Source organism: Kitasatospora sp. NPDC057518 (assembly GCF_042802075.1).
Taxonomy (GTDB): Bacteria; Actinomycetota; Actinomycetes; order Streptomycetales; family Streptomycetaceae; genus Kitasatospora.
The window spans coordinates 1-26,309 of record NZ_JBHVEU010000068.1; the positions used below are offsets into that span (position 1 = coordinate 1).

At 74.2% G+C, this 26,309-nt stretch carries 22 protein-coding genes and 2 pseudogenes; 13 read left to right on the forward strand and 11 right to left on the reverse strand.

The window, feature by feature from the left end:
- The 3 genes and pseudogenes from ACFU7Z_RS09850 to ACFU7Z_RS09860 all read left to right on the forward strand — a co-directional run.
- Positions 1–513, forward strand: a pseudogene (locus ACFU7Z_RS09850) (3-oxoacyl-ACP synthase); the annotation flags it as partial.
- Entirely contained in the window at positions 485–2,737 is a 2,253-nt protein-coding gene (locus tag ACFU7Z_RS09855) for an MMPL family transporter (RefSeq protein ID WP_380777163.1), read from the forward strand. The pseudogene ACFU7Z_RS09850 and the gene ACFU7Z_RS09855, both read left to right, overlap by 29 nt.
- 323 nt (positions 2,738–3,060) lie before the next feature.
- Complete coding sequence (locus tag ACFU7Z_RS09860) at positions 3,061–3,369, forward strand: hypothetical protein (protein WP_380777164.1); 309 nt, start codon at positions 3,061–3,063, stop codon at positions 3,367–3,369.
- 1,173 nt (positions 3,370–4,542) lie between these two features.
- On the opposite strand, the gene ACFU7Z_RS09865 is transcribed toward ACFU7Z_RS09860, so the two are convergent.
- The gene (locus ACFU7Z_RS09865; RefSeq protein WP_380777165.1) at positions 4,543–4,710 is read right to left on the reverse strand and encodes a hypothetical protein; all 168 of its coding nucleotides are present in this window, start codon (positions 4,708–4,710) and stop codon (positions 4,543–4,545) included.
- 299 nt (positions 4,711–5,009) lie between these two features.
- Complete coding sequence (locus ACFU7Z_RS09870) at positions 5,010–5,567, reverse strand: hypothetical protein (RefSeq protein ID WP_380777166.1); 558 nt, start codon at positions 5,565–5,567, stop codon at positions 5,010–5,012.
- Positions 5,568–6,581: 1,014 nt separating this feature from the next.
- On the opposite strand from ACFU7Z_RS09870, the gene ACFU7Z_RS09875 reads away from it, so the two are divergent.
- On the forward strand, positions 6,582–7,415 hold the full coding sequence (locus ACFU7Z_RS09875) for a hypothetical protein (RefSeq protein ID WP_380777167.1): 834 nt from the start codon (positions 6,582–6,584) through the stop codon (positions 7,413–7,415).
- Between the two features lie 325 nt (positions 7,416–7,740).
- Here ACFU7Z_RS09875 and ACFU7Z_RS09880 read toward each other — a convergent pair whose 3' ends face one another.
- Both ACFU7Z_RS09880 and ACFU7Z_RS09885 read right to left on the reverse strand, forming a co-directional pair.
- Positions 7,741–9,477 carry an amidase gene (locus ACFU7Z_RS09880; protein WP_380777168.1) on the reverse strand — a complete coding sequence of 579 codons (1,737 nt, stop codon included), beginning with the start codon at positions 9,475–9,477 and terminating at the stop codon, positions 7,741–7,743.
- Positions 9,478–9,628: 151 nt separating this feature from the next.
- A complete protein-coding gene (locus tag ACFU7Z_RS09885) occupies positions 9,629–11,125 on the reverse strand; it encodes an APC family permease (protein ID WP_380777169.1) in 1,497 nt (498 codons plus the stop codon).
- A 97-nt stretch (positions 11,126–11,222) separates the two neighbouring features.
- Here ACFU7Z_RS09885 and ACFU7Z_RS09890 point away from each other — a divergent pair, with 97 nt between their 5' ends.
- Positions 11,223–11,852 carry a TetR/AcrR family transcriptional regulator gene (locus tag ACFU7Z_RS09890; RefSeq protein ID WP_380777170.1) on the forward strand — a complete coding sequence of 210 codons (630 nt, stop codon included), beginning with the start codon at positions 11,223–11,225 and terminating at the stop codon, positions 11,850–11,852.
- Between the two features lie 156 nt (positions 11,853–12,008).
- Here the strand turns inward: ACFU7Z_RS09890 and ACFU7Z_RS09895 are convergent, their stop codons facing one another.
- Entirely contained in the window at positions 12,009–12,689 is a 681-nt protein-coding gene (locus tag ACFU7Z_RS09895; protein WP_380777171.1) for a TetR/AcrR family transcriptional regulator, read from the reverse strand.
- A gap of 99 nt (positions 12,690–12,788) precedes the next feature.
- Here ACFU7Z_RS09895 and ACFU7Z_RS09900 point away from each other — a divergent pair, with 99 nt between their 5' ends.
- Together ACFU7Z_RS09900 and ACFU7Z_RS09905 are read left to right on the forward strand one after the other, a co-directional pair.
- Positions 12,789–13,754: an NAD(P)-dependent alcohol dehydrogenase gene (locus tag ACFU7Z_RS09900; protein ID WP_380777172.1), complete on the forward strand. Its 966-nt coding sequence runs from the start codon at positions 12,789–12,791 to the stop codon at positions 13,752–13,754.
- A 396-nt stretch (positions 13,755–14,150) separates the two neighbouring features.
- Positions 14,151–14,468, forward strand: coding sequence for a cytoplasmic protein (locus ACFU7Z_RS09905; RefSeq protein WP_380777173.1), 318 nt, complete (start codon positions 14,151–14,153; stop codon positions 14,466–14,468).
- On the opposite strand, the gene ACFU7Z_RS09910 is transcribed toward ACFU7Z_RS09905, so the two are convergent.
- A complete protein-coding gene (locus tag ACFU7Z_RS09910) occupies positions 14,461–14,841 on the reverse strand; it encodes an alpha/beta fold hydrolase (RefSeq protein ID WP_380777174.1) in 381 nt (126 codons plus the stop codon). The two genes, ACFU7Z_RS09905 and ACFU7Z_RS09910, sit on opposite strands and share 8 nt — an antisense overlap.
- A 357-nt stretch (positions 14,842–15,198) precedes the next feature.
- Here ACFU7Z_RS09910 and ACFU7Z_RS09915 point away from each other — a divergent pair, with 357 nt between their 5' ends.
- The 4 genes from ACFU7Z_RS09915 (at position 15,199) to ACFU7Z_RS09930 (ending at position 19,278) form a co-directional block, all read left to right on the forward strand.
- Entirely contained in the window at positions 15,199–16,425 is a 1,227-nt protein-coding gene (locus tag ACFU7Z_RS09915) for a molybdopterin-dependent oxidoreductase (RefSeq protein ID WP_380777175.1), read from the forward strand.
- Positions 16,422–16,934: a hypothetical protein gene (locus ACFU7Z_RS09920; protein WP_380777176.1), complete on the forward strand. Its 513-nt coding sequence runs from the start codon at positions 16,422–16,424 to the stop codon at positions 16,932–16,934. Before ACFU7Z_RS09915 ends, ACFU7Z_RS09920 begins: the two co-directional genes overlap by 4 nt.
- Before the next feature lie 86 nt (positions 16,935–17,020).
- Positions 17,021–17,878, forward strand: coding sequence for an S-methyl-5'-thioadenosine phosphorylase (locus ACFU7Z_RS09925; RefSeq protein ID WP_380777177.1), 858 nt, complete (start codon positions 17,021–17,023; stop codon positions 17,876–17,878).
- A gap of 62 nt (positions 17,879–17,940) precedes the next feature.
- The gene (locus ACFU7Z_RS09930; protein ID WP_380777178.1) at positions 17,941–19,278 is read left to right on the forward strand and encodes a glycosyltransferase 87 family protein; all 1,338 of its coding nucleotides are present in this window, start codon (positions 17,941–17,943) and stop codon (positions 19,276–19,278) included.
- A gap of 114 nt (positions 19,279–19,392) precedes the next feature.
- On the opposite strand, the gene ACFU7Z_RS09935 is transcribed toward ACFU7Z_RS09930, so the two are convergent.
- The 3 genes and pseudogenes from ACFU7Z_RS09935 to ACFU7Z_RS09945 all read right to left on the reverse strand — a co-directional run.
- Positions 19,393–20,064 (reverse strand): methyltransferase domain-containing protein, encoded by a 672-nt coding sequence (locus ACFU7Z_RS09935; RefSeq protein ID WP_074003355.1) that lies wholly within the window; start codon positions 20,062–20,064, stop codon positions 19,393–19,395.
- On the reverse strand, positions 20,061–20,681 hold the full coding sequence (locus ACFU7Z_RS09940) for a DUF2064 domain-containing protein (RefSeq protein WP_380777183.1): 621 nt from the start codon (positions 20,679–20,681) through the stop codon (positions 20,061–20,063). The genes ACFU7Z_RS09935 and ACFU7Z_RS09940 overlap by 4 nt, the downstream gene beginning before the upstream one ends.
- A 6-nt stretch (positions 20,682–20,687) precedes the next feature.
- A pseudogene (locus tag ACFU7Z_RS09945) lies at positions 20,688–21,410 on the reverse strand (glycosyltransferase family 2 protein); the annotation flags it as partial.
- 209 nt (positions 21,411–21,619) lie between these two features.
- Here ACFU7Z_RS09945 and ACFU7Z_RS09950 point away from each other — a divergent pair.
- Both ACFU7Z_RS09950 and ACFU7Z_RS09955 read left to right on the forward strand, forming a co-directional pair.
- On the forward strand, positions 21,620–22,378 hold the full coding sequence (locus ACFU7Z_RS09950; RefSeq protein ID WP_380777179.1) for a response regulator transcription factor: 759 nt from the start codon (positions 21,620–21,622) through the stop codon (positions 22,376–22,378).
- Positions 22,375–23,532 (forward strand): sensor histidine kinase, encoded by a 1,158-nt coding sequence (locus ACFU7Z_RS09955; RefSeq protein WP_380777180.1) that lies wholly within the window; start codon positions 22,375–22,377, stop codon positions 23,530–23,532. Before ACFU7Z_RS09950 ends, ACFU7Z_RS09955 begins: the two co-directional genes overlap by 4 nt.
- A gap of 2 nt (positions 23,533–23,534) precedes the next feature.
- Here ACFU7Z_RS09955 and ACFU7Z_RS09960 read toward each other — a convergent pair whose 3' ends face one another.
- Positions 23,535–24,590 carry an NAD-dependent epimerase/dehydratase family protein gene (locus tag ACFU7Z_RS09960; RefSeq protein WP_380777181.1) on the reverse strand — a complete coding sequence of 352 codons (1,056 nt, stop codon included), beginning with the start codon at positions 24,588–24,590 and terminating at the stop codon, positions 23,535–23,537.
- 53 nt (positions 24,591–24,643) lie between these two features.
- Positions 24,644–26,125 (reverse strand): flavin-containing monooxygenase, encoded by a 1,482-nt coding sequence (locus ACFU7Z_RS09965; protein ID WP_380777182.1) that lies wholly within the window; start codon positions 26,123–26,125, stop codon positions 24,644–24,646.
- Positions 26,126–26,309 lie beyond the last annotated feature (184 nt).

Genomic DNA, 26,309 nt, shown 5'->3' on the forward strand with positions numbered 1-26,309 from the left:
GTCCTGGAGCGCGCCGCGGACGCGAAGGCGCGCGGCGCCCGGGCGCGCGCCGTGCTCGCCGGACACGGCGCCAGCAACGACGCCCACCACCCGACCGCGCCGCCCCAGGGCGCCGCCGGCGCCGAGCAGGCGCTGCGCACGGCGCTGCGCACCGCGGACCTGGGCGCCGGCGACGTCGACCACGTCAACGCCCACGGCACCTCCACCCCGCTCAACGACGCCGCCGAAGCCGGCCTGATCTCCCGCGCCCTGCCGCACCGGCCCAGCGTCACCGCCCCCAAGGGCGTGCTCGGCCACAGCCTCGGCGCGGCCGGCGCGATCGAGGCGGCGCTCACCGTGCTGACCATCGAGCACGGACTGGTACCGCCGATCGCCAACCTCACCCCCGACCTCGCCGAGTTCGACATCGACTGCGTCACCGGGACCGCTCGCCGACAACGCATCGACGCGGCGCTCAGCAACTCCTTCGGCTTCGGAGGCCACAATGTCGTCCTCGCCCTGCGCCGAAGCTGACCTCCGGGCGAGCACGGCCCGGGGCTCCCAGGCGCCGCCGGACGGCGCCGGGGCCCGGCTCGGCGCACTCGTCGCCCGCCACCGCTGGGCGGTGCTGTGGACCACCGCCCTGCTGCTGGCCGTCGCCGCGGCCGTCGGGGCAGGGCTGCCCGCGCGGCTGTCCCACGGCGGCTTCACCAACCCCGGGGCCGAATCCGGCCGGGCGCTCGAAGCCGTCGAACACCACTACAACGCGGGCGGCACCAGCACGGTCGTGATCTTCCGCAGCGAGACCCTCACCGTGCACGACCTGGAGTTCGGCGAAGCCGTGCGCACCGCGCTCGGCGACGTCCCCAGGACCGTGATGGCAGGCGCCCAGCACTACTGGAACACCGGCAAGCGGGAACTCCTCTCCGCCGACGGGCACGCGGCCTGCGTGGTCGTCGGCCTGGCCGGCACCGGCGACCAGGCCAAGGACGCCTCCTACGAGCGGCTGCGCCGGCTGCTGCACGTCGACGGGTTCACAGTCGCCTACGCCGGGGAGGTGCCGCTCCAGGTCGACCTGGACCGCACCGTCGACGACGACCTCACCCGCGCCGAACTCTACGTCTTCCCCCTGCTGTTCCTCCTACTGCTGCTGTTCTTCGGCAGCCTCACCGCGGCCCTGCTGCCGCTGGCCGTGGCCGGCACGAGCCTCGCGATGTCCTTCGCGGTGCTGCGCCTCCTCTCCCCGCTGGTGCCGGTCAGCTACATCACCCGCAACGTCGTCGTCATGATCGCCCTCGGGCTGTCGGTCGACTACGCCCTGTTCGTCGTCGTCCGCTTCCGGCGCGAGCTGCGCCACCGGGGCGACCCGCACCGGGCCGTCGCCGCCACCATGGCCACCGCCGGGCACACCGTGCTCTACTCCGCGACGGCCATCTCGCTCGCCGTCCTGGGCCTGACCCTGCTTCCGTTCCCCATCACCCGCTCCCTCGGCATCGGCGCCGCCGTCACCGTCGCGCTGGCCGGCGCCGCCAGCCTCACCATGCTGCCCGCCGTGCTGGCCGTGCTCGGCCCGCGTGTCGAGGCCGGGTGCGTCCGGCTGCCGGGCTTCGGGCGGGCCGGTCTCGGCCGCGCCTGGGCCGAGGGCGAGGAGACGGGATTCTGGTACCGGCTGGGCCGGAGCGCCGTCACCCACTCCTGGGCCTGGCTCACCGCCGCCGTCGCGGTGATCGCCGTGCTGAGCGTCCCGGTCGTCGGGCTGCACCTCGCGGCGAGCGACCTGCGGACCCTGCCCGCCGGGGCGGCCAGCCGCAGAGCACAGGAACTGCTGCACGAGGACTTCCCGGCGGCCGGGCTCGACCAACTCCAGGTCGTCGCCCACCTGCGGGACGACATCGGCGGCGAACCGGGCAGGACCGCACTGGCCCGCTGGCAGCAGCGGCTCGCCGGGCTGCCGAACGCCCAGGACGTCCGACTTCGCGCCACCACCGCGCACAGCGCGCTGATGAGCGTCACCGCCCCCGCCGCCCCGGACGCCCCCGTCGCTGAGGAACTGGTGCGCGCCGTGCGGGCGCTCGACCCGCCTGACGGCGGCCGCGTCCTGGTCGGCGGACCGGCCGCCGTCAACGTCGACGTCCTGGACACCCTGAAGGCCAGGCTCCCGGCGCTGGTCGGGTACCTGCTGGTGGTCACGTTCGGCCTGCTCTTCCTGGCCTTCCGGTCGCTGCTGGTCCCGCTCAAGGCCGTCGTCACCACGACGATGTCCCTCGGCATCGCCTTCGCGGCCGTCACCTGGACCGTCCAGGACGGCCACGGCGCCCGGCTGCTGGGCCTTCAACCCGCCGGGTACGTCGGAGCGTTGGAGTCCGCCATCATGCTGATGTTCGTCTTCGCGCTCTCCGTCGACTACGAGCTCTTCCTGATCGCGCAGATCCGCGAGCTCCACCGGGGCGGCATGGACAACGCGAGCGCCGTGGTGACCGGCCTCGGGCGCACCGGCGGGCTGATCTCGGCCGCCGCCGCTCTGATCGTGCTGGTCGCCGCCGCCTTCGCGACCAGCCCCGTCCTGACCGTGAAGGAGATCGCCATCGGTGTCGTGGTGGCCGTGGCCGTCGACGCCACCGTGGTGCGCATGCTGCTGGTCCCCGCCACCATGCGCCTGCTCGGCGAACTCAACTGGTGGACACCGCGCCTACGGCGACGGACGGCACCGAGCGGGCCTCGTCCGGAGCCGTTGCGGGACCTGGGGGCGGTCGAGTGAGCGCGTGAGCGACGTGGCCCGGCCCCGTCTGCGAGGCCGGTGCCGAACCGGTGGAGCGCCGCTGTCCAGACGGTGATGAGGCCGACGATGTCGGCGTCGCGGTGGTGGGCCGGTGGTTCCGTAGCCGAGGGCGAGTCCGCCGGAGTGCTGTCCGGCGCTGGAGGCATGGGCGGGGCGTGCGGTCGTGCGGGGTCCGTCGCGACGGTGTGGAGGGGGTAGTTCCCCTCCCGAGGCCGGGTGTTCGTTCTCGCGTGGCAGGGCTGGTCGGCGTGATCGTCGTGGCTGGTCGGCCGAAGCGGCGATGACGGTAAGGGAGAAGACCTGTGAGGACACCGTTCACTTCCCTGGGCCGGGGAGGGCCGGGGCGGCTCCCCGCCGCGCGCGCGGCCTTCGTGGTGCTGGCGGCCACGGCGAGTGCGTTCACCGCGCCGTTCCCCGCGGGGGCGGCCGACGCCTCGGGGGACGTCTCCCGAACGGTGTTGCAGAGCGGTCAGAAGACTTTCACACCGGGCGTCTACCTCTTCGTGGTCCCGGCCGGGGTGACCCGGATGACCGTGCGCGTCTGGGGCCGTGGCGGCACCGGTCGGCAGGGTGGCGCGGGTGGCCCCGGCTACATCCTGATCACCTGGTAGCAACACCCTCACCGTGGCCGGGCCTTCACCGAGCATCGGCGGAGGCCCGGCCACGGTGAGGAGCGGCGCCGGCAGGGCCCGCCACCCAAGCCGCGGCCACGGCAAGTGTCTTCACCAGGTGGCCTTCGCGTTGAGCGGCGAGGTGACAGTGGCGCGGGGAAGGTCGGGAACACGGGATACCGGGCCCTCGGCGGGAGGTCCCGGGAAGACCGAGGCGTCCAACAGTTCGCGTTTCCGAGGGATGGAGAGGGTGTCATGGCAGAGGTGGACATGGGGGCCGTGAGGCTGCGGTGGGTCGTCGCGGGTGTTCCCGTGGTGGTGGGGTGTCTGCTGGCGGGCGTGTCTCCCGCTGTGGCGGCTCCCGGGGACGGGAGGTCCGCGGCCGCGGTCCGCGCTTCGGGGCAGCAGGAGTTCGCCAAACCGGGGCGATACCGCTTCACCGTCCCGGCTGAGGTGAACGCCGTGACCGTGTACGTGGTCGCCGGTGGCGGTGCCGGCGGTGCTGCCGGTGGTGGGGGCGGCGGCGGTGGGGGTGGTGGCGGTGGGAGCTACGTCCTGGGCCCCGCCAGTGGTGGTGGCGGTGGGGGCGGAGCCGGTGGTGGTGGCGGCGGTGGCGCGGGCGGTGGGGGCGGTGGCGCGTTCGTGTCCTGCACGCTCACCGTCAAACCTGGAGAGCAGTTCCTGATCGGGGTCGGGGAACCCGGAATGCTGACCCGCGGTGGCACCGGCGGTGTCGGAGGAAGCGGGGGAGGGGCCGACTCCCTCTTCTCGCCCGGCACGGACGGCACCTCGGGTGCGGCGGGCACCAGCGAGTTCTTCAACAACTCCATCGGCGGACAGCTGTCCGCCGTCTTCTCCCTGAAGGGAAAGGGGCGGGCCCAGGCGTTCGGCGGCTATCCGGGTGGCACGGGCGCGGGTGGAGCGGGCGGAGGCGGAGGCGCGCGGGGGGAGAGGGCCGGGGGCTCGCGGGGTGGTGTCGGCGGGCTGGGCGGCACCGGTGCCGCCGGCGGCAGCGCCGGCGGTGGAGCGGCGGGCGGTCGGGCCGGGGTCTGCAACGGGTCCAACCCCGTTAAGGCCGTCGGCAGCAGTGGAAGGGTAGGCCAGGACGGTCAGTCCAGTTCCGCCGCAAGGGCCGGCGGCACCGGTATCGCCGGCCGAGTGGGCGCCGGCGGCTCATCCACGACCGGGGCGCCCGGCGGTGTCGGCGGCCAGGGCGGTGCTCCCGGCCAGAGCTCCGTGGCCCTGCCCGTGGCCCTGCCCGTGGCTCTTCCCGCGGGTGTCGGTCAGGGCGGTTCCGGCCTCGACGGCGCGAGCGGCGCGGCCGGAGGAGACGGCGGCCACGGAGGGGGGGCCCTCGCCCAGCCCTGGCAGTCAGGCCGGCAAGAACGGCACCACCGGACAGCCCCCCGCAACCGGCGGCCACAACGGTGGGCCCGGCTACGTCCTGCTCACCTGGTAGCACATGTGCTGCCTGACTCCGCCCCGCAGACCGTCCGGGAGGCCGCTGCGGGGCGGCGGTCAGGCGAGGCTGAGGGAGACGTCCTCGCGGCTACGTGGGGGGCCCACTGCCCGATCCGGAACGCCACCTTTGCGGCGGGGGCCAGGCCTGTACGTGCGGCGGCGGCCCCGCCGGACGGGGCTCAGACCTGGATGAGACTGAAGTCGAAGAAGTTGTCCCCGGTGAGGGCTGTCACCCCGCCGGGGTCGGTGCACGAGCCGGTGAAACCGGTCGGCGCGAAGCTGCTGTCGTAGTTGTTGAGGGGTGCGACGGTGCTGGTCGCGTTGGTGATACCGGTCTCGTGGTTGGAGATGTCGCCGGAGGCCGAGGTGCCCTTCCCGCCGCCCTGGAAGGAGACTGTGGTGGTGCCGACGTTCCTGTTGGAGGCGTCGTACCAGGTGAAGGTCGCGTTGCCGTTGAAGGAATCAGTGGCGCCACAGGAGAGCGTTCCGGAGCCCACCGCGACGACGGTGCCGTGGTCGACGTTCGGATAGGCCCCGGACATGCTTTCGCAGTTGATGAGGTTGCCGGTGAGCGTGTAGCTGTTGGCGGCGGGGGTGTCGGTCACCCCCTTCGCGAATGTCAGCGCGGCGTCCTTCGCCTCGCAGGTGAGGTTGTCGACCAGTGACGTCGCGTGCGCGGTACCTGCGCCCGCCGCGCACAGTGCGGCCAGCAGACCGCCGGCCGTGCTCGTGGCCATGAGGCTTCTCATCATCGGATGTTGCTCCTTCTGCTGAGTTCGGTTGTGCGATCCGGCCGCGTCCGGTCTCGGCGAGACTCGGAGGGCCAACTTGTGCTTCCGGCCGACCGGTTGTCGGGATGATCGGGGTACGGTGACCGCCGGTCACGCCCTCCCTCGGTGTTCCGCGGGTGGAAGACCTGCGGTGGGGGCCGGCTCTGGCGCGGTGGTTCCAGAGGCGGAGTGGTGCTGTTGCCCGGTTCAGGACTGCGGTGCAGTTCGGCCTTGGCGGCCGCGGCGACACCGATCCCCTGACTCAGGGGGTCGCGCAACTACAAAAAAGTCCGCATGCGTCCTATATGCCATGCCTCCGCTCCCGCCGCCACGCCGGCGGGGCCTTTGGGGTCGACCGGTCCTGCATTCCAGCGGTAAAGGCAGCACGACCGTCACCGTGTCACGGCTGGCGGGTGGGGAGCTCCGCCCGTTGGCCGACCCATTGGAACGACCCACCCGAACGAGGTAGTTCGCGTCGAAAGCGCAGCGGTGCCATGGGAGTTGGCACACGATGCAGCCATGAGACTCCATGGTCCCCTCGGTTCCCGCCCCGGCGGGTTCCTTGTGTCGTCGCCGATGTCGGCCTCGGGTGGTGGGCCCGCTTCCGGGCGCGCTCGCCGGCGGGCCCTGCTGTGCGTGCCCGCCGCACTGTGCTGCGTCCTTGGTGTGACCGCTGCCCCCGCTCAGGCCGAGGTCGGCAGGGCCGGGCCCCGGGCGGCGGTCGATCAGCCCCACGGCCAACAGGCGTACTCCCAGGCCGGCAAGTACTCGTTCACCGTGCCGGAGGGCGTCAGCGCCGTGACCCTCTACGCGCTCGGCTCCGGCGGGGGCGGAGCCGCCGGGGGCGGAGGCGGCGGTGGAGGCGGCGGTGGTGGGGGCGGGAACTGGACCTTCCTGGGCCACGCCACGGGCGGCGGTGGGGGTGGCGGAGCGGGTGGCGGAGGGGGCGGGGGAGGAGGAGGCGGTGGCGCGGGGGTGTTCGTGACCTGCGCCGTGTCGGTCACTCCCGGAACGGTCCTCTCCGTCACGGTCGGCAAGGGCGGCCCGCCGAGGAGGAACAACTCCCAGGGCGGTACCGGCGGTGCCGGAGGCCGGGAGGGTGCCACCGCGCGGCCCGCCAAGCCCGGTGCCGCGGGCACCCCGGGCAGTGGGGCCAGCCTCTTCAGCCCGGACGGAAGCTACACCTACGTCCGCGCGAGCGACCGCTCCGTCGAACTCCTCTTCGGCGGCGGCCACACCGGGTTCCCCGGTGAGCCGGCCGGTGCGGGGCGGGGCGGCCGGGGCGGGGAGGCGTCCACCGGCTCGCTCGGCGGCGCGGGCGGAGGCGGCGGGACCGGAGCCGCGGGTGGTCCGGGCGGCCGGGGTGGGAGCGGCGCCGCGTTCAGGGCGTCCCCGAAGACCTGTGGCAGGAACACGGTCTCGGTGAGCGTGGCCCCGGGCGGTTCCGGGGGCTCCGGCCAGGCCGGCGCGGCCAGCGGCGACGCCGCCCCCGGCGGACACGGCGCCAACGCGCTTCCCCCCGGCGGCCGCCCGGGCGGCGGCGGCAATGGATCCAGCGGCGGTCAGGGTGGCACCGCCGGCAGCGCGGGCGGTATCCCGACGGTCGCTCTGCCGCCCGGCGCCACCCTGCCGCCCGGTGCCGGGCGGGGCGGTACCGGCAGCGACGGCACCGACGGCGGCACCGGCGGCTCGGGCGGTCACGGCGGCGAGAACCCGCCCGGTGAGGACGACGTCCCCGGCGCCGGCGGGACCGGAGCTCGGAACCCGTCCGACGCGGCCGGCGGCGGCGACGGCTACATCCTCATCGCCTGGTAGTACCCGCTGCCCCGCGCGGCGGTGTTCCGATCGGGGTTGCCCACGTCGCACCGGCGCCGGTGTGAGGACATGAACCTGTGCTCACCCCGGCGCCGTGAACGGCTTTTCCAGGTAACGCCGGGCGCAGGGGATGACCCGTGCGGTGCGCCCGGTCGAGTGCCTCGGCCGGTTGGCTCAAGGCTTCGAGCTGACCCGCCGATGGGGCGGAAGGGCCGGAGAGGCCGCCTCCACCTTCTGGTGGAAGCGGCCTCTCCGGTCTGTGGAATCATGGTCGGGAAGGTGTAAACCCGCTAATTCCTCGCTGTCTTGACGGTTCGTCAGGTCGTCAGACGACCGGAAGGCGCGGGGTGCGCGGAGGCTCCGTGCGGCGGTGCCCGGTCGACTCGAAGGCGGCGGCGAGCCGGAGCAGGCTGTTGTCGTCGTAGGAGCGGCCCGCGAAGGTCAGCCCGACGGGCATGCCGGTGTCCGCCATGGTGCCCATGGGTACGGTGACCGTCGGGATGCCGAGGTGGCGGGGGGCGAGGTTGCCGTTGGCGACCCAGACGCCGTTGCGCCAGCCGAGGTCGGCGGAGGCCTGGTTCACGTCCATGTCCGCGGGGCCGACGTCGGCGACGGTGGGGAAGACCACGGCGTGCAGGCCGAGTTCGTCCATCCACGTCTCCAGGTCGATCCGGCGGGTCTCCTCCAGGCCGCGCAGGCCTTCCTCGAGGTGCGGCATGTCGGTGATCGACGCGTAGGGGTGGTCGCGCACCAGCCGCGGGTAGTCGGCGACCCCGTCGTCGAAGCCGGCGTAGCGGTCCGGCAGTTCGCCGGGGTGCTTGGGCCAGATGAGCGCGCCGTCGACGTCGGCGAGGGTCGCCAGCGCGGGGTCCCCGTTGGCGCGCAGGAAGTCGTCCCAGGCCCAGGCGGAGAGGTCGAGGATCTCGTGGGTGAGGAAGTCGCGGCTGACCAGGCCTCGGGTGAGGAGCGACGGCGCGCCGGGGCGGTCCGACTCGTAGTTGGTCACCACGGGGAAGTCGACCTCGACGACCTCGGCGCCGGCGGCCTCCAGGTCGCGGCGGGCGGCCTGCCACAGGGCGATCACCGAGGCGCGCGTGTCGATCGGCTGCCCGGTCTGGCCGCCGATGCCGCCGTCGGGGTTGGTGCCGGCGTCGGGGTCGGCGTTGATGTACATCCGGGGGACGCCGACGCGCCGGCCGGCGAGCGTCGCGCGCGCCGCTGCCGCGTCCGCGGGGGCCAGCGCCGGGTAGGAGGCCGGACGGACCTGGGACGGCGCGGGCAGCGGGATCCAGGGCTGGGCGCGCCACAGGTCGCCGCGGGTGTCCGGGTCGTCGGCGACGATGACGTCGAGCAGTTCGAGCAGGTCGGCCATGGTGCGGGTGTGGGGGACGACGACGTCCATGGTCGGGACGAGCGGCCAGTTGCCGCGCACCGAGATCACGCCGCGGCTGGGCGTGTAGGCGCACAGCGCGTTGTTGGAGGCGGGGGCCCGGCCCGAGGACCAGGTCTCCTCACCGAGGCCGAAGGCGCCGAACGAGGCGGCCGTGGCGGTGCCGGAGCCGTTGGAGGAGCCGGAGCCGTAGGCGCTGGTCAGCCAGTCGGCGCTGTACGGGCTCTCCGCGCGGCCGTACACGCCGCGCTGCATGCCGCCGTTGGCCATCGGCGGCATGTTGGTCAGGCCGATGAGCACGGCCCCGCCGGCGCGCAGGCGCTCGATGGCGAAGGCGTCGCGCTGGGCCACGAGGTGCTCGAAGGCCGGTGAGCCGGCGGCGGCGGTGAGGCCCTCGGCGAGGTAGCTGTCCTTGGCGGTGTAGGGGATGCCGTCGAGGGGGCCGAGGGTCTCGCCGCGGGCGCGGCGGGCGTCGGAGGCCTCGGCCTCGGCGCGGGCGCGGGGGTTCGTCACGACCATCGCGTTGAGCGCGGTGGCGGTGCCGGGTCGGTCGTAGGCGTCGATCCGGGCGAGATAGGCGTCGAGCAGGCCGACCGCGGTGGTCTCGCCCTTCTCCAACGCCGCGCGCAGGTCGGCGATACCGGTCTCGACGACGTCGAATGCGCGTGTCATGCGGGTGCCTCCAGGGTTTTCGGTTGAACGGTCCGAGGTGTCGGGCCTCGAAGGTGCGGCGCTGGGCCGCTGGTGGGACGTGACCCCGCCCGGGGGGTGGGATGCAGCTTCGCACGCGTCGGCCGAGCGGTGCCGCCCGGGCCGACGCCGGCTACAGGACGGCGGGGGCGAGTTCGGCGGTGTGCGGGTGCTCCTGGTCGGTGTCGGTCATGCGGCGGTCGGGGCGGCGGGCCAGCAGGTAGGCGAGGCCGGCGAGGGTGACGGTGCCGACGCCGAGCGGCGCCGCCCAGATCTGGTACCAGGGTGCTCCGGCCGGGGCGAGGATGGCGCGCGGCCAGCAGATGTTGACCAGCTCGAAGCCGGTCCACAGCACCGCGAGGACGTTGAGCGGGGTGCCGAGGCGTCCGTAGCCGACCGCTCCGGCGGGCGTCCAGGTGCCGCGCAGGCGGGCGACGAGGGCGACGAGGGCGAGGATGAAGAACGGCACGAAGATGGCGGCGCTGCCGAAGGTGATCAGGCTGCCGATGGCCGAGGTGTTCAGGCCGAGCACCAGCGCGGCGCAGCTGACCGCCGTGGCGGCGACGAGGCCGCCGATCGGCGCCTGGTGCCGGTTGACCTTGCGGACGTGGCGGGAGAAGGGGAAGACGTCGTCGCGGGCGAGGGAGTAGAGGCCGCGGGCGGCGCCGCCCTGGGAGGCCATCAGGCAGGCGGTGAAGCTGATCAGGACGACGAGGACGAAGGGCTTCTCGGCCCAGCCGCCGAAGGCGTGGGTGACGGCGGTGGTGACCGGGTCGAGGTCCTTGACCGCGACGACGTCGGCGGGGTCGGGGTGGGCGAGTTCGACGGAGACGGCGTTGAGGATGACGACGAGTCCGACGCTGAGCAGCGACCACCACATCGCCCTGGGGACCTGTCGGGCGGCGTCCTTGGTCTCCTCGGCGGTCGACACGCAGGCGTCGAAGCCCATGAAGGCCCAGCCGGCGACGGCCACGGCGGCGAGCAGGGCACCGGTGTCGCTGATGCCCAGCCCCTTCGGCGCGTTCAGGAAGTCGGTGAGCAGGGAGAGGCCGTGCTGCCGGAAGACCAGCAGCAGGGTGAGGCCGACCAGGACGGAGGCGACGGCTTCGGCGGCGATGCCCAGGCCGACGAACCAGCGCAGGAAGTTGATGCCGTAGGCGTTGACCAGGGTGCAGCAGAGGATGAAGCCGGCCGAGACGAGGACCTGTTCGGCGGGCGTCGGGACGGTGCCGAAGAGCGCGAAGAGCCAGGGCGAGGCGAGGTAGGCGACGGTGGTGTTGCCGAACATCACGGCGAACTGCCACATCCAGCCGCTCAGCCAGGCGACGGCCGGTCTCGCCAGGCGTCTGCTCCACTGGTAGGCGCCGCCGGCCAGCGGCCACTGCGAGGCGAGCTCGGAGTAGACGGCGACGACCAGGCACTGCCCGAGCAGGCACAGCGGCAGCGCCCAGACCCAGGCCCCGCCCGCGACGCTCATGCCGACCTGCACGGCGGCGTACAGCCCCACGACGGGGGAGACGACGGCGAAGCCCATGGAGATGTTTCCGAGCACGGTCAGGCTGCGCCGCAGCTCCTGCTGGTAGCCGAGCGTGGCCAGCCGGTCGGCATCGGTCGGGGTGGTCTCGGCCACGGGCTGCGCCTTCCAGATAAAACTAACTTTGTTAGCAACCGCTGTTGATCTGGCACGATAGCCTCCGGACACGGGGAGCGGAAGAGGGGATTTTTCTGTGGGCCGACCGAGCAGGGCAGTGCTGACCCGCGAGCGGATCGCGCTCGCCGCGCTCCAGGTGGTGGACGAGGACGGCCCCGACGGCCTGACCATGCGGGCGCTGGCGGAGCGGCTCGGGGTCAAGGCGGCCTCGCTCTACAACCACATCCAGAGCAAGGACGAGCTGGTCGACGCGGTCTCCGGGCTGGTCAACGACGAGATCGACCACACACCGCTGGGCGATCCCGACTGGCGGGCCGGCCTCGCGGCGTACGCGCGCGGCTACCGCGCGGTCTTCCTCAGGCACCCGAACGCCATCGCCCTGCTCGCCCGCCGCCGCGTCGAAGCGGCCAGCGCGCTGCGCGGCTACAACGGGCTGCTCGCCCTCCTCGGCCGGACCGGCCTCGGCCCCGCGGACGCGGCGGAGGTCGCCGCGGCGGTGGACTACCTGGTACTCGGCTCCGCGGTGGAGACCTTCGCGGCCGGCTTCACCCGGGCACCGGCCGAGTACCGGCCGGAGTACCCGGCGCTCGCGGACGCCCTGGACAGCTCCTTCGCCCGCGGCGGCGGTGCCACGGGCCTCGACGACCGCGGGTTCGAGCTGGGGCTCGGTCTGCTGCTCGACGGCGTGGAGCGTCGGACCCCGTAGGGCCGGGGGTGGTCGTCGCTTCCCCGGGACGGGACTGAGGCTCCTGGTCCCCGACACCAGCGTGAGGGCACCGGCCCCGAGCGCCCCGCAACCGGACGGGCGGGACGTCGGCGGAGCCGTCGGACTGGCGTGCCCTGCGGCAGGTGCCGTCTTGTGTCAGCCCCTGGGGTGCCGCTGCCGCTGCGAACTGTCCGTCGCCATCGGGAGGTTGCGCAGTGTCAGCGCGGCCGGCGGAGGCAGCGGTCCGTTGGCCGCGTCGGCGCGGAACGACTGGAGCAGGTAGGCCACCAGGCGCCGGGACGCCGCACCGTCGTCCGGCAGGGCGGTCACCAGCGCGCAGTGTGCCAGCAGGACCACGGTGAGGTCGGAGGGGTGGAAATCGGCCCGCAGCGAGCCCGAGGCCTGGGCTCGACGTACCAGGGTCGTGAGGTCCCGCTCGGCTCGTCGCCGGGACTGCGCGTGCTCCGGCGTGCTGTCCGGGAAGGCCGTGACGAACGCGGCCGGGAAGCCGCGTTCCTCCCGTTGCAGGGCGCAGACCGTCTCGACCAGCTGCTGGAAGCCCTGCCACGGGTCGGGGGCGGCCAGCGCCTCGGTGAGCGCCCGCGAGCAGGTCTCCATCTGCCGCGCGAACGCGCCCCGCACCAGGGCGTCCCGGGTCGGGAAGTGCCGGTACAGCGTCGCCACGCCGACCCCGGCCCGACGGGCCACGGTCGCCATCGGGGCGTCGATCCCGTGATCCGCGAAGACCGCACGGGCGGCGACGAGGACGCGTTCCCGGTTGCGCCGGGCGTCCGCCCGCACCCCGTCCCGGGCTGTGATCCGAGAGGATTCCGCCATCACTGTCTCTCGCTTCCGGTCGAAACGGACGATTGCGTCCACTTGAGAGCCTACGGTCGCTGCCAGATCCCTACGGCCCCCGGCGGCAAAGGCGGAACGATGGACGACCACATGATGAAGGCAGTGCTCTACGACCGCTACGGCGGCCCCGACGTGCTCTACACGGGCCGCGTGCCACGCCCCGAGCCGGCCCGCGGCGAGGTCCTCGTGAAGGTGCGCGCGTTCAGCGTCAACGGCGGCGAACTGGCCGTCCGCTCCGGCCGTCTCCGCCTCCTGAGCGGCCGGACGTTCCCCAAGCGCGTCGGCCTGGACTTCACCGGCGAGGTCGCCGCACCGGGAGCCGGAGTCACCCGGTTGGCGGCCGGCGACCGCGTCTGGGGAGTCCTGGGCCGCACCTCCGGGTTCGGCAGCGCCGCCGAGTACGTCACCGTGCCCGCCGAGCGGGTCGGTCGGCTCCCCGACGGCCTCGACCCGGTGCACGCCGCCGCGCTGCCCGTGGCCACCGCCGTCATCACCGCCCTGCGGGACAAGGCCGGGCTGCGCCCCGGTGAACGACTCCTCGTCCGGGGCGCGGCGGGCGGTGTCGGCAACGCCGCCGTCCAGCTCGGACGGGCGTACGGCGCCGAGGTCACGGCCCTCGCCCGCGCGGCGAGCCTCGACTTCGTCCGCGGGCTCGGCGCGCACCGGGCCGTCGACCACCGGACCGTGCGCTCGGCTGAGTTGGGCCGCTTCGACGTGGTCCTGGACGCCGTGGGGACCGACCTGCGGGCCTTCCGGCGCCTGCTGACCCCCGGCGGGCGCATGGTCGCCCTCGCCTTCGACCCGAAACGGCCCGCCGCGACGTTCGGTTACGTCGTGGCCAGCACGGTCCACGGACACCGCCGGGTCCGCTTCTTCAGCGGCGACCCCAAGCGGGCGGACTTCGACGACCTCGCCCGCCACGTGGCCGAGGGCAGGCTGCGCCCCGCGGTGGACACGGTCTTCCCCCTGGAGGAGACAGCGGCGGCGCACCGGGCGCTGGAGGCGGGCGGCGTCCGGGGCAAGTACGTGGTCAGGGTCGCGTAGGACCCGGTGGAGGCGCTGGTCGCAGTCACCCGTACGGGTTTGTGCGGCCTCATCTGAGCAATGGTTTCAAGGGGTCGTAGGACCAGGACGCCCACGTTCGGCGCAATCGCGGGTTGGGGCCGGTTGGCGGCGTCAGGCTGCGCCTCGTTCTTGATCGCGGCAGTGTCGGAGGCCCGGGGTTGTCGTCGCGCGTGGCGGTCCGCCGCGGGTCGTCATCGTCCCGTTCGCCGCTGTCGCAGGCCGCCTACGGCCGGCTGTTCTCCCTCAAGTCGAAAGGCCCAGCATGACGCAGAGCACCGCCCAAGCTCCCGCTTCCACGGGCCCCCGGGGGCCCGACAGCCTGCCCGGACAGCGCGGCGCCGATCCGGCGCCGGCCATCGAGGCGGCTGCCGCCGTATGACGGGCCAAGGAGATGCCGAGGACCAGGACCCCACCGTCACCGACCCTGACCTCTACCGCATCGTCTTCGAGAACGCGCGCGTCCGGGTGCTCGAGTACCGCGACACCCCGGGGGTCAAGACCGGGCTCCACTACCACCCCGACAGCGTCATGGTCGTCCTGAGCACCTTCCGACGCCGCATGACCGAGGGCGACACCGTGGTCGAGGTCGAACGGACACGGGCACCTGAGGCGAACTGGCTGCCGGCCCGGACCCACGTCGGCGAGAACATCGGGACGACGGACACCCACATCATCTTCGTCGAACTCAAATGACCGGCTGCCTGGTGGGTGCCGCGTTCGCGCGAGCCTTGAAGAAGCCGATCAGTTCGCGGCTCAGGAGTTCCGGCTGTTCCTCCGACAGGAAGTGGCCGGCGTCGGGGATCCCGACGAACCGGATGTCGGTCGCGAGGCCTTCGTTCGAGGCGCGGGACAGCCGCCGTCCGCCCGTGACCGCGGCGCTGCGCGACCGGTTGCTGCGCCGTGCCGGTGCTGGGGTTCGGACGGCCGAGCCAGGGTGCCGCGGCAGAAGATGATCTGACGTGCATTCAGGTCCATGGGGCGAGCCGCCGGATGCTTCCTCGATGACCGACGGCGACCTGTAATTCCGTAATAAGTTGATTGCTGCTTCATGGGTGATCTGCGGCATACGGTCGTGTCAGCGCGGCCAACCCGCCTCCGCACGCACCCGCGAAGGAGCGCCACCCTGAACGCCCACGACGACGCCGACGGACCCCACCGCCCGCAACCCGGGCCCGAGCGGGAACCCGGGCCGGTCCCGGCACCGCAGCCCTCCGCGGGCAAGCCGGCCGCCGGACCTCCGCCACCGCTCCCGCAGCCCGACCAGCCCCCGGGGCCGCCGCGCGACCACACCGCGGAAGGGCGCCGACCGGCCCCCCACGCGCCGACGCGCACAGCCCCCAAGGCCAGGGGATCCCGCCTGCGTGCCGCGCTCGCCGCGGGCCCGCCGCCCGGGCCCGCGCGCCCGGAGTTCTGGCGCAGCCCCTTGCGCGGCCCCTGGCTCACCTCGGTGTTCGGCCTGGTGCTGCTGCCCGGGATCACGATGGTGTTCGTGACCGGGCTGCTGTCCTACGCCGCCTACAACCCCGACCTCGCCGCCGTCAACGACCAGACCCCGGACAAGGGCTGGCTCGGCTTCTACCTCTTCTCCTGGCCGACCAGCCCCAGCTGGCTGTACCGACTGAACCAGGGGATCCACGTGACCCTCGGCATCGTGCTGGTCCCGGTGCTGCTGGCCAAGCTCTGGTCGGTCATCCCCAAGCTCTTCGCCTGGCCCCCGCTCCGCTCGCCGGCCCAGGCGGTCGAGCGCCTGTCGCTGCTGCTCCTGGTCGGCGGCGCGCTGTTCGAGTTCGCCACCGGCATCCTCAACATCCAGCTGCACTACATCTTTCCCGGCTCCTTCTACACCCTGCACTACTACGGTGCCTGGGTCTTCATCGGCGCCTTCGTCGTCCACGTGGTGTTCCGCGTCCCGGTCATGGTCCGGGCGCTGCGCAGCCGACGCCTGCGCACCGAACTGCGCACCGGCGCCGCCGACACGCTGCCCGAGCCGCCCGACGACACCGGTCTGGTCTCCCCGCGCCCCGCCCCCGCGACCCTCTCCCGGCGCGGAGCCCTCGCGCTGATCAGTGCGGGCTCCCTCGCGCTGTTCGCGGTGACGGCCGGTCAGAGCATCGGCGGATGGTGGCGCAGGACCGCGCTGCTCGCCCCGCACGGCCAGGAGCCCGGCGAAGGCCCGAACGGTTTCCAGATCAACAAGACCGCCGCCGCCGTCGGCATCCGCCCCGCCGACATCGGCCCCGACTGGCGGCTGACCGTCCGCGGCCCCGGCCGGGAAACCGTCCTCACCCTGGACCAGCTGAGGAGCCTGCCGCAGACCACCGCGGCCCTGCCCATCGCCTGCGTCGAGGGATGGTCCACCCCCGACCAGGACTGGACCGGCGTCCGGCTGACCGAGCTGGCCGCGCTCGTCGGCCTGACCGACAGCCCACCGGACGTCTTCGTGGAATCCGTCGAACGCGGCGGGTCCTTCTCCTCCACCGTCCTGCGCGACAACCAGGTCCGCGACGCCCGCTCCCTGCTGGCCCTGCGCGTCAACGGAGCCGACCTCTCGCCCGACCACGGCTACCCGGCCCGGATCATCGTTCCCGCCAACCCCGGTGTCCACAACACCAAATGGGTCACCCGCCTCACCTTCGGAGCCACCGGATGAAGCGCCGCAGCGGCCTCCGCGAGCGCTACGGCGCATCCCCCCTGCACCTGCTCCTCCTCGTCTGTTCCTTCGCCCTCGCCCTGTACGCCGGGATCCGCCTCCTCAAGGGCGATCCGCTCGGCGTCGCGATCTGGTTCGTCGGGGCCGCGCTGCTCCACGACCTGCTCCTGCTGCCGCTCTACACGCTCACCGACCGGGCCGCCCAGGCCCTGACGGGTGTCCGCCAGGCTCCCGCGGGCGGTACGCACCGGATGCCGGCGGTCAACTACGTCCGCGTCCCCGCGTTCCTCTCGCTGCTGCTGCTGGTCGTCTGGTACCCGCTCGTCCTGCGTCGCGTCCCCGGGTACCGCTCCGCCACCGGCCTGGACCCGGACGTCTTCCTCGGGCGCTGGCTGCTGCTGACCGCGGCGTTCTTCGCCGTCTCGGCGCTCTGCCTGCTCGCCGCGACGGCCCGGCGGCGACGGTCGCACAAGCCCCGCCGCGAGCCGGCGGCGCGGGGACGTTCGTGATCCGTAAGGCATGGTGCCCCGGTTCCGGCCCGGTCCGTTCCTACAGTTGACCGGGAGGCTGTTCCCGAGAAGAGAGGTGGACCGGGATGACGGTCGACCAGGACATCCCGCCGAGCGCCGAGGTGGGCGTCATCGGTGGCTCCGGGCTCTACGAGCTGCTGGACGACGTGACCGAGGTACGGGTGGACACCCCGTACGGCGAACCGAGCGACGCGGTGTTCGTGGGAGAGGCGGCCGGCCGCCGGGTCGCGTTCCTGCCCCGGCACGGGCGCGGCCACCGGCTTCCCCCGCACCGGATCAACTACCGCGCCAACCTGTGGGCACTGCACACGCTGGGTGTGCGGCAGGTGGTCGCGCCGTGCGCGGTGGGCGGGCTGCGCCCGGAGTACGGGCCGGGCACGCTGCTGGTGCCCGACCAGTTCGTGGACCGGACCTCGGGGCGCCCGCAGACCTTCTACGACGGCCTGCCGCTGCCGGACGGCACGGTGCCGGAGGTGGTGCACGTGTCCATGGCCGACCCGTACTGCCCGGCGGGGCGGAAGGCGGCACTGGACGCCGCCCGGGAGGCGGCCTGGGAGCCGGTCGACGGCGGAACGCTGGTGGTGATCGAGGGCCCGCGCTTCTCCACCCGCGCCGAGTCCCGCTGGTTCACCGCCAACGGCTGGTCGGTGGTCGGCATGACGGGACATCCGGAGGCCGTCCTCGCCCGCGAACTCGGCCTCTGCTACGCCTCGCCGGCCCTGGTCACGGATCTCGACGCCGGGGTGGAGAGCGGCGCGGGCGTCACCCACGGCGAGGTGCTGAAGGAGTTCGCCCGCAACGTCGACCGGCTGCGCACCGTGCTGTTCAAGGCGGTGGAACGGCTGCCGCTGGTGCGCGAGTGCCCCTGCCCGCACGCCCTGGACGGTCTCACGACCGGTCTTCCGGGGGTCCCCGGCGTCTGACGCCCCACCCCGGCGAGGGAACGCCGGGGCCGCGAGACTTCATCACCGGGAGGTTGGGCAGGATGATCGACCGTACCGTTCCGTCCTGCGCGCTCGCGCTCGCGGCCCTGGTCAGCGCTCTGGCGCTGACCGTCACCGACGACGGCTCCGTGCCGCTCGCCGTCTGGTACCTCCTCGACACGGCCCTGTTCGCGGTCGCGGTGGTGCTGCTGCGCAGGGTGCCCGGTCGGCTGGTCGCGCCGCTGGTCCTGACCGGCGCCGTGGCCGTCGCCGCCGTCGGGCTGCTGGCCCCACCCCGCACCAGCGACGACGCCTACCGCTACGTCTGGGACGGCCGGGTCCAGGCGGCCGGGATCTCGCCCTACGCCCACACCCCGGACGATCCGGCGCTGGCCCGGTTGCGTGACCCGGGGCTCTTCCCGGTCGGTGACGGCTGCACGGGCTGGGACGAGCGGCGCACCACGGCCGGGGACTGCACCCGGATCAACCGGCCGGCCGTGCACACCATCTATCCGCCGGTGGCACAGGTCTGGTTCGTCGTCCTGCACCCGTTCGGCGGCGGGGTCCGCGGGGTGCAGGCCGGCGGCGCGGTGCTGGCGGTGGCGACGACCGCCCTGCTGCTGAGGGTGGGGCGGGAGCGGTGGCGGGCCGCGTTGTGGGGGTGGTTCCCCGGCGTGGCCGTGTGGGCGGTCAACGACGCGCACGTGGACACGCTCGGAGCCCTGCTGACGGTCGCCGGGCTCGGCTGCGCGGTGCGCGGGAGGGCCGTGCGAGGGGGGCTCCTCCTGGGCGGCGCGGTCGCGACGAAGCTGCTGCCGGCCCTCGTCCTCCCCGGCGCGCTGTCGGGCCTGTCCGCACGGCGCCCTTCCCGGAAGGACGTCCTGCTGGTCGGATCCGCGCTCGGCGCCTTCGCCCTGTCCTACCTCCCGTACGTCGTGGCCTCGGGCGCCTCGGTCCTCGGCTACCTGCCGGGCTACCTGAAGGAGGAGGGCTACGAGCAGGGGCACATCGACCGGTTCGGGCTGCTGCGGCTGGTGCTGTCCGACCGCCTCGCGCCGTGGGCGGCGGCGTTCGTCCTGGCGGCCGTGATGGTCCGGGTCCTCCGCCGGGGCGACCGGAGTGAGCCGTGGGCCGGCGCGCTCCTGGTGACGGGCACGGCGCTGCTGCTGGTCGCGCCCTCCTACCCCTGGTACGGGCTGCTGGTGGTCGCGCTGGTGGCGCTCGACGGCCGCTGGGAGTGGCTGGCCGTCCCGGCCGCCGGGCAGGCGCTCTACCTGGTGCAGGGCCCGGTGGCGCAGCAGTTCGCCTACGGCACGGCCCTGTGCGTCGTCCTCCTGGCCCCGCTGCTGCGCCAGCGCCGTACGGGGCGGGTCGCCGCCGTGGCGGGGGCCGGGAACTGACGGAGTCTGACGGGGTCTGACGGAGCGGCGCGGGTCGGATCGTGAGTGCGGGTGAACTGGTCGAAGGGCGTAGGGCGAGAGAGGTCGGCTGACGGGTGGTGATGGCGGGCGCTCTCAGCGGGCGGGCGCGGTGCGGCGGCGCAGGGTGAGGAAGCGTCGGCCGTGGGAGGTCCAGCGTTCCGCTTCGACGAGCCCGGCGCCGTAGGCCCGTCGTGCGGCGGCCCTGGCGCCGAGGCGCGCCCAGGCGAAGGGCGGGCCGAGCCGGCCGTCCGGGCCCTCGACCCGGACGGTGACGCGTTCGTCGACCTCGCGCGGCTCGACCTCCACCAGCAACAGCCCGTCCGGCGCGATCAGTTCGGCCGCACGGCGCAGCAGGGCCTCCGGGTTCCCGCCGATGCCGAGGTTGCCGTCCGCCAGCAGGGCCGCACCCCAGCGGCCCTCGGCGGGGAGCCGGTCGAACACCGAGCGGCACAGGGCCGCGCCGCCGAGGCCGAGGGTGCGGGCGACGGCCGCCGGGGTGACGTCGACGCCGAGGGCCGGGACGCCCACGGCGAGGAGCGCGGCGACCAGCCGGCCGGGTCCGCAGCCGAGGTCCACGACCGGCGCCGACAGGTGGAAGCAGCGCATCAGGAGGCTGTGGTCGCCGCCGGCGGCCGGTGCGCACCAGCGTTCGATGTCGAGCGGGATCCGGCGTCCGTCGTCGCCGCGCAGCCACAGCGGACCGCGTCCGGTGCGGACGGCGTCGGCGAACGGGTCGTCGATCCATGCCGTCGAGGTGCCGGTCAACCCGCCACCTCGGGGACGGTGCGGAACGAGCGCAGGCGGGCGGTGAACCGGCTCCGCGGTGCCTGGGAGGCGACCAGCAGGGCGTCCTCGACGGTGTCCACGTCGGTGGCTTCCGGCAGGGTGCGCACCGTCAGGCCGGCCGCCCCGAGCCGGTCGAGGAGCACCTGCCCCGTGTCCGGGGTCGACATCGGAACCCCCAGGAGGAGCCGTTGGGCGAGGTCCTCGGTGGGCCGGGCCAGGCCGAGGGCCCAGAAGCCGCCGTCGGTCGCGGGCCCGTACCAGGCGTCGGCCCCGGCCCGGCCCGCCGGGGAGAGCGGCTCGGCCAGGGTGGCCGCGCTGAGCTGCGGGGTGTCCATGCCGACCAGCAGCGCGGGCGCGTGCGGGGCCAGCCGGGCCGCGTGGCCGAAGGCCGCCGCCAGCCGGGCGTCCAGTCCGCCGCCGCTCTGCGGAAGCACCTGCCACCCGGGCGGCAGCCAGCGGCCCGGTTCGCCGTCCAGGACCAGCAGGCGCCGCCCGGCCGGCACGGTGGCCAGGGTGTGCAGGGTGTCGCAGAGCGCGGCCTCGGCCAGCGCCGCCGCCTGCTGGGGCGTGCAGGCCGGGGTGAGCCGGGTCTTCACCCGGCCGGGTACGGGCGACTTGGCGATGACCAGCAGGGTGGGCGGCGGGGCGGCGAGCACGGCCCGCATGTCCCGGATCGCCTGCCGGGTGCCGCGCACCGTGCCGGTGACCTTCGAACGGCCCGCGCGCGGCAGGTAGTCGACGGAGGTCTCGGTGATCCGCATGCCGGCGGCCGAGGCGGCGAGCACCATCTCCAGCGGGTATCCGGAGCGGCGGTCGCCCAGGCCGAGCGCCAGCAGGCGTTCCCGTCGGGCGGCCCGCATCGGGCCCAGGTCGTGCAGCGGGGCGCCGGTGCGGGCCCGCAGCCGGCGGGCCAGCACGGTGTTGGCGAGCCGTGCGTGCACGGGCCAGGCGCCCGTGCTCACCGGCCGGCGGCGGCCGAGGACGAGGTCCGCCGTGCCGTCGGCCACCGGAGCGGTGACCCGGGGCAGTTGGGCGGGGTCGAGCGAGCCGTCGCAGTCCAGGAAGCAGACCAGCTCGGCGGTGGCGGCGAGGAGCCCGGCGTGGCAGGCGGCGCCGAACCCGCGCCGGGACTCCTCGACCACGGTCGCTCCGAGCGATCGGGCGAGTTCGGCCGAGCCGTCCCGCGAGCCGTTGTCCACGACGATGGCCCGCCAGCCGGGCGGGATGCGCCCGAGCACCCAGGGCAGCGCCTCGGCCTCGTCGAGGCAGGGCAGGACGACATCGACACCGGACGAACGAGGGGTAGCGGAGGTCACGTCGGCCACGCTAAGGGCGTGTCGGCCCGGGACGGTGGTGCCGCAGCCTTACGGAAGCCGAACGTCGCGCCGACGGCCCACCGGTGAGCCGTCGGGGGCCGCACCGGTGCGGACCGGTGTGCGGACGGGTGTGCGGACGGGGCCCAGGATCTTACGGAGGTCGAACGGGGGGACGGCGGCGGCGTCCGCACCGGCGCCCGGCGCCTATTCTCGGCGGGGTGAACGAGCCCTCCGCCATCGCCGGGCCGTCGGCCGCCGGCCGCATCCTGGTGATCGACGACGACCCGACCGTGGCCGAGGTCGTCGCCGGCTACCTCACCCGGGCCGGCCACCACGTCGACCACGCCGCCGACGGTCCGCGGGGGCTCGCCCTCGCCCGTGCCCACCAGCCCGACCTCGTGGTCCTGGACCTGATGCTCCCGGGCATCGACGGCCTGGAGGTGCTGCGGCGGCTGCGCGGCCAGGCCGCCGGCGGGGAGCTGCCGGTCGTGCTGCTCACCGCCAGGAGTGACGAGGCCGACCGCGTCCTCGGCCTGGAGCTGGGCGCCGACGACTACGTCACCAAGCCGTTCAGTCCACGCGAACTCGTCCTGCGGGTCCAGTCGGTGCTGCGGCGCTCGCGCGTGGCGGCACCCGCGGCGGGCGCCTCGGCCGGGCCCGTCCGCTCCGGGGACATCACCGTCGACGGGCCGGCCCGTCGTGCTCACCGTTGCGGGAGGGAACTGTCCCTGACGGCACGGGAGTTCGACCTGCTGGCCTTCCTCCTGCGGTTCCCCGGGACGGTGTTCTCCCGCCAGGAGCTGATGGCCCGCGTCTGGGGCTGGGACTTCGGCGACCTTTCCACCGTCACCGTCCACGTGCGGCGCCTGCGCGAGAAGATCGAGGACGATCCCGCCGCCCCGCGGATGATCAGCACGGTGTGGGGCGTCGGCTACCGCTACGACCCGGTGCCCGGTGCCGGGGAGGACCGCGGGTGAAGGACCTGCTGCTGATCGCCCTGTTCGCCGCGCTCGGCGCCGGCGGAGCGGGCCTGCTCGGCTGGCCGGCCGTCCGGCTGCTGCGCAGGCGCTCGATGGCGCTCTCGCTGTTCTGCGTCGCCGTCGTCACCGTGCTCGCGGTCGTCTCCGGCACCTTCGCCGTCGCGCAGGCCATGTTCCTCTCCGCCCACGACCTCGGTGTCGTGATAACGGTGCTCGCCATGGCCGCCGTCGTGTCCCTGGGCACCGCCGCCCTGCTGGGCCGACAGGTGGTCGCCGGCAGCCGGGCCCTGACGGCGGCCGCCCGGACCGTCGGCAGCGACACCGGCTTCACCGCGCCCGTCCACCCGCTGGGCCGCGAACTGGCCCAGCTGAGCGAGGAACTGTCCGCCACCAGCGCCCGGCTCGCCGAATCCCGGGGCCGCGAACAGGCCCTCGAACAGTCCCGGCGGGAGCTGGTCGCCTGGATCTCCCACGACCTGCGCACCCCGCTGGCCGGGCTGCGGGCGATGGCCGAGGCGCTGGAGGACGGTGTCGCCGAGGAGCCGGACCGCTACCTCCGGCGGATCCGCACCGAGGTCGAGCGGCTCACCGGGATGGTGGACGACCTCTTCGAACTCTCCCGCATCCAGGCCGGAACGCTCGCCCTCTCGCTCTCCCGGGTCTCCGTCTACGACCTGGTCGACGACGCGCTGGCCGGTGCCCACGCGCTGGCCCGGCAGCGCGGCGTCCGGCTCGAAGGCCGGCAGGTGGAGCCCGAACCGGTCGAGGTCGACAGCCGCGAGATCACCCGGGTCCTGGGCAACCTGCTGGTCAACGCGATCCGCTCGACCCCTCAGGACGGCGTGGTCACGGTCTCCGCGCGGCGGGAGGCGGACGAGGTGCTGCTCTCGGTCACCGACGGCTGCGGGGGCATCCCCGCCCAGGACCTGACCCGGGTCTTCGAGACCGGCTGGCGTGGCACCGAGGCCCGCACGCCCAGGCCGGCCGATCCCGGCGGGCGGTCCGACCGGCCCGAGGCCGGCGGCAGCGGTGCCGGCCTGGGCCTCGCCATCGTCCGCGGCATCGTCGAGGCCCACGCCGGGCGGGCCCGCGTCCACAACGTGGCGGGCGGCTGCTGCTTCGAGATCGCCCTGCCGTCCGCCCGGAGCTGACCTCAGACCCGCAGCGGTGCGGCGGCGAACTCCGCCATGCCCCGGTCGAACGGGACGCGCGGCAGCCAGGCCAGTTCGGCGCGCAGCCGGTTCGAGTCGGCGGTGACGTGCCGTACGTCGCCGAGCCGGTACTCGCCGGTCACCGTCGGGGTCGGGCCGCCGTGGGCCGCGGCCAGCGCGGCCGCCATCTCACCGATGGTGCGCACCTCGCCGCTGCCCACGTTGTACGCCCGGACGCTGCCCGGCGGCCGGTCGCCCACGGCCGCCAGCGCCGCGAGGTTGGCGGCGGCGACGTCCTCGACGTGGACGAAGTCCCGGCGCTGGCGGCCGTCCTCGAAGACCCGGGGCGCCTCGCCGCGGGCGAGGGCCGACCGGAACAGCGACGCCACCCCCGCGTACGGGGTGTCGCGCGGCATCCCGGGGCCGTACACGTTGTGGTAACGCAGCGTCAGCACTGTTCCGCCGCAGGCGCGTGCCCAGGCGGCGGAGAGGTGTTCCTGCGCGAGCTTGGTCACCGCGTAGACGCTGCGCGGGTCGGCGGGTGAGCTCTCCGCGACCAGGCCCGGCCGCAGGGGCGCGCCGCAGACCGGGCACGGCGGCTCGAACCGTCCGGCGTCCAGGTCGGCGGGCCGCCTCGGCCCCGGTGCCACCTCGCCGTGCTCCGCGCAGTGGTAGCGCCCCTCCCCGTAGACCACCATGGATCCGGCCAGGACCAGCCGTCGGACGCCGGTCCGCGCCATCGCGGCGAGGACCACCGCCGTGCCGAGGTCGTTGCAGCCGACGTACCGTGGTGCGTCCTGGAGGTCCAGTCCCAGGCCGACCATCGCCGCCTGGTGGCAGACCGCGTCCACCCCGGCGAGCGCCTCCTCGACGGTCTCCGCGTCCCGGACGTCCCCGCGCCGGAAGTCGACACCCGCGGGCAGCGCGGGCGGGTTCCCGGTCGGGTGGACCGCGGGCAGCAGGGCGTCCAGGACGCGCACGTGATGCCCGGCCGCGACCAGGGCGCGCACCACGGACGCGCCGATGAAGCCGGCACCGCCGGTGACCAGGATTCTCATGCCGCCGACGCTAGCGTCCGACCGGGCCCGCGGCCGGTCGACACGGGGCGGCGTCACGGACCGGTAAGACGCGCACTCCCGGGCCCGCCGAAGGCGAGGACGCCGTCCTCGATCGGGTCGGACAGCAGGACCTTCCGGTCGTGGTGGTAGTCCATCACCATCCGCCAGGGGAACTCGCGCCCCTGGCGCGGCATGACGTCCTTCGCCCGCCGGATGTAGCCCGAGGTCAGCTCGTCGACCACGCCCTCGTCGGTCGCGTTGGCCGCGTGGTCGACGGGCACGGCGACGGTGCGGCCGGTGGCGTCCAGGTGCCTGAGCAGGCGCACCAGGTAGGCGGCGGCGAGGTCGACCTTCAGGGTCCAGGAGGCGTTGGTGTAGCCGAAGACCCAGGCCAGGTTGGGGATGCCCTCGAGCATGACGCTCTTGTAGGTGCAGACGTCGTGCAGGTCGCGCGGTTCGCCGTCGACGCTGATCGTGGCGCCGCCGAAGGCCTGGAGGTTCAGGCCGGTGGCGGTGACGACGACGTCCGCGGCGAGTTCCCGGCCGGAGGCGAGCCTGATGCCGGTGGGGGTGAAGGTCTCGACGGTGTCGGTGACGACGTCGGCGCGGCCCTCCCGGAGCACCCGGAAGAGGTCGCCGTCGGGGACGGCGCACAGCCGCTCGTCCCACGGGTCGTAGGCCGGGCTGAAGTGGGTCATGTCGATGCGCGGGCCGACCGCCCGGCGCACCCCGGCCAGCAGCATCCTGCGCGTCGCGCGGGGGAAGCGCCGGGCGGTCCGGAAGAGGGCGCGCTGCAGGCCGATGTTGCGTCGGCGGGTCATCCTGGCGACCAGCGGACCGGGCAGGAACCGCTGCTGCCAGGCGGTGATCCGGTCGACCGAGGGCACCGAGAAGACGTACGAGGGCGAGCGCTGGAGCATCGTCACATGGGCCGCCCTGTCGGCCAGCGCCGGGACGAGCGTGACGGCGGTCGCGCCGCTGCCGATCACGACGACCCGCTTCCCGGTGTGGTCGAAGTCCCGCGGCCAGTGCTGCGGGTGGATCCGCACGCCCTCGAACCGCTCGGCGCCGGGGAACTCGGGCAGGTGGCCCCGGTCGTAGTCGTAGTAGCCGGTGCAGGTGACGAGGAAGGAGCAGACCCAGGTCTCCCGCTCGCCGGTCGCCTCGCGCAGCGCGGTCACCGTCCACCGCTGGTGCTCGCTCGACCAGTCGGCGGCCAGCACCCGCAGTCCGTGGTGGATCGCCTTGTCGACGCCGTACTCGCGGGCGGTGGCGGTCACGTAGTCGCGGATCGACTCGCCGTCGGCGAGCACCCTGGTCCCGTTCCAGGGGCGGAACCGGTAGCCGAAGGAGAACATGTCGGAGTCCGAGCGGACGCCCGGGTAGCGGAACAGGTCCCAGGTGCCGCCGATGCCGGCCCGGCGCTCCAGGATCGCGAAGTCACGGCCGGGGAGCTCCCGGCGCAGGCGGCAGGCGACGCCGATGCCGGCGACTCCGGCGCCGATGACGAGGACGTCGGTGCGGTGTGTGGTCATGGGTCCACTGTCGTGGTTCGCGGGGCGGCCGTACCGTCTTTTCCCGACAAGCTTTCGGCATTGCGCGACAGGGGCGGGCGACGGGCAGTCCCATCCGGGCCACCTCGGTCCGTCGCCGGCTCCGCGACCTGCGCGCAGGACGGTTCCACCGGCGGCGGCCCGGGCCGTGTGAGTGGCCCGGGCC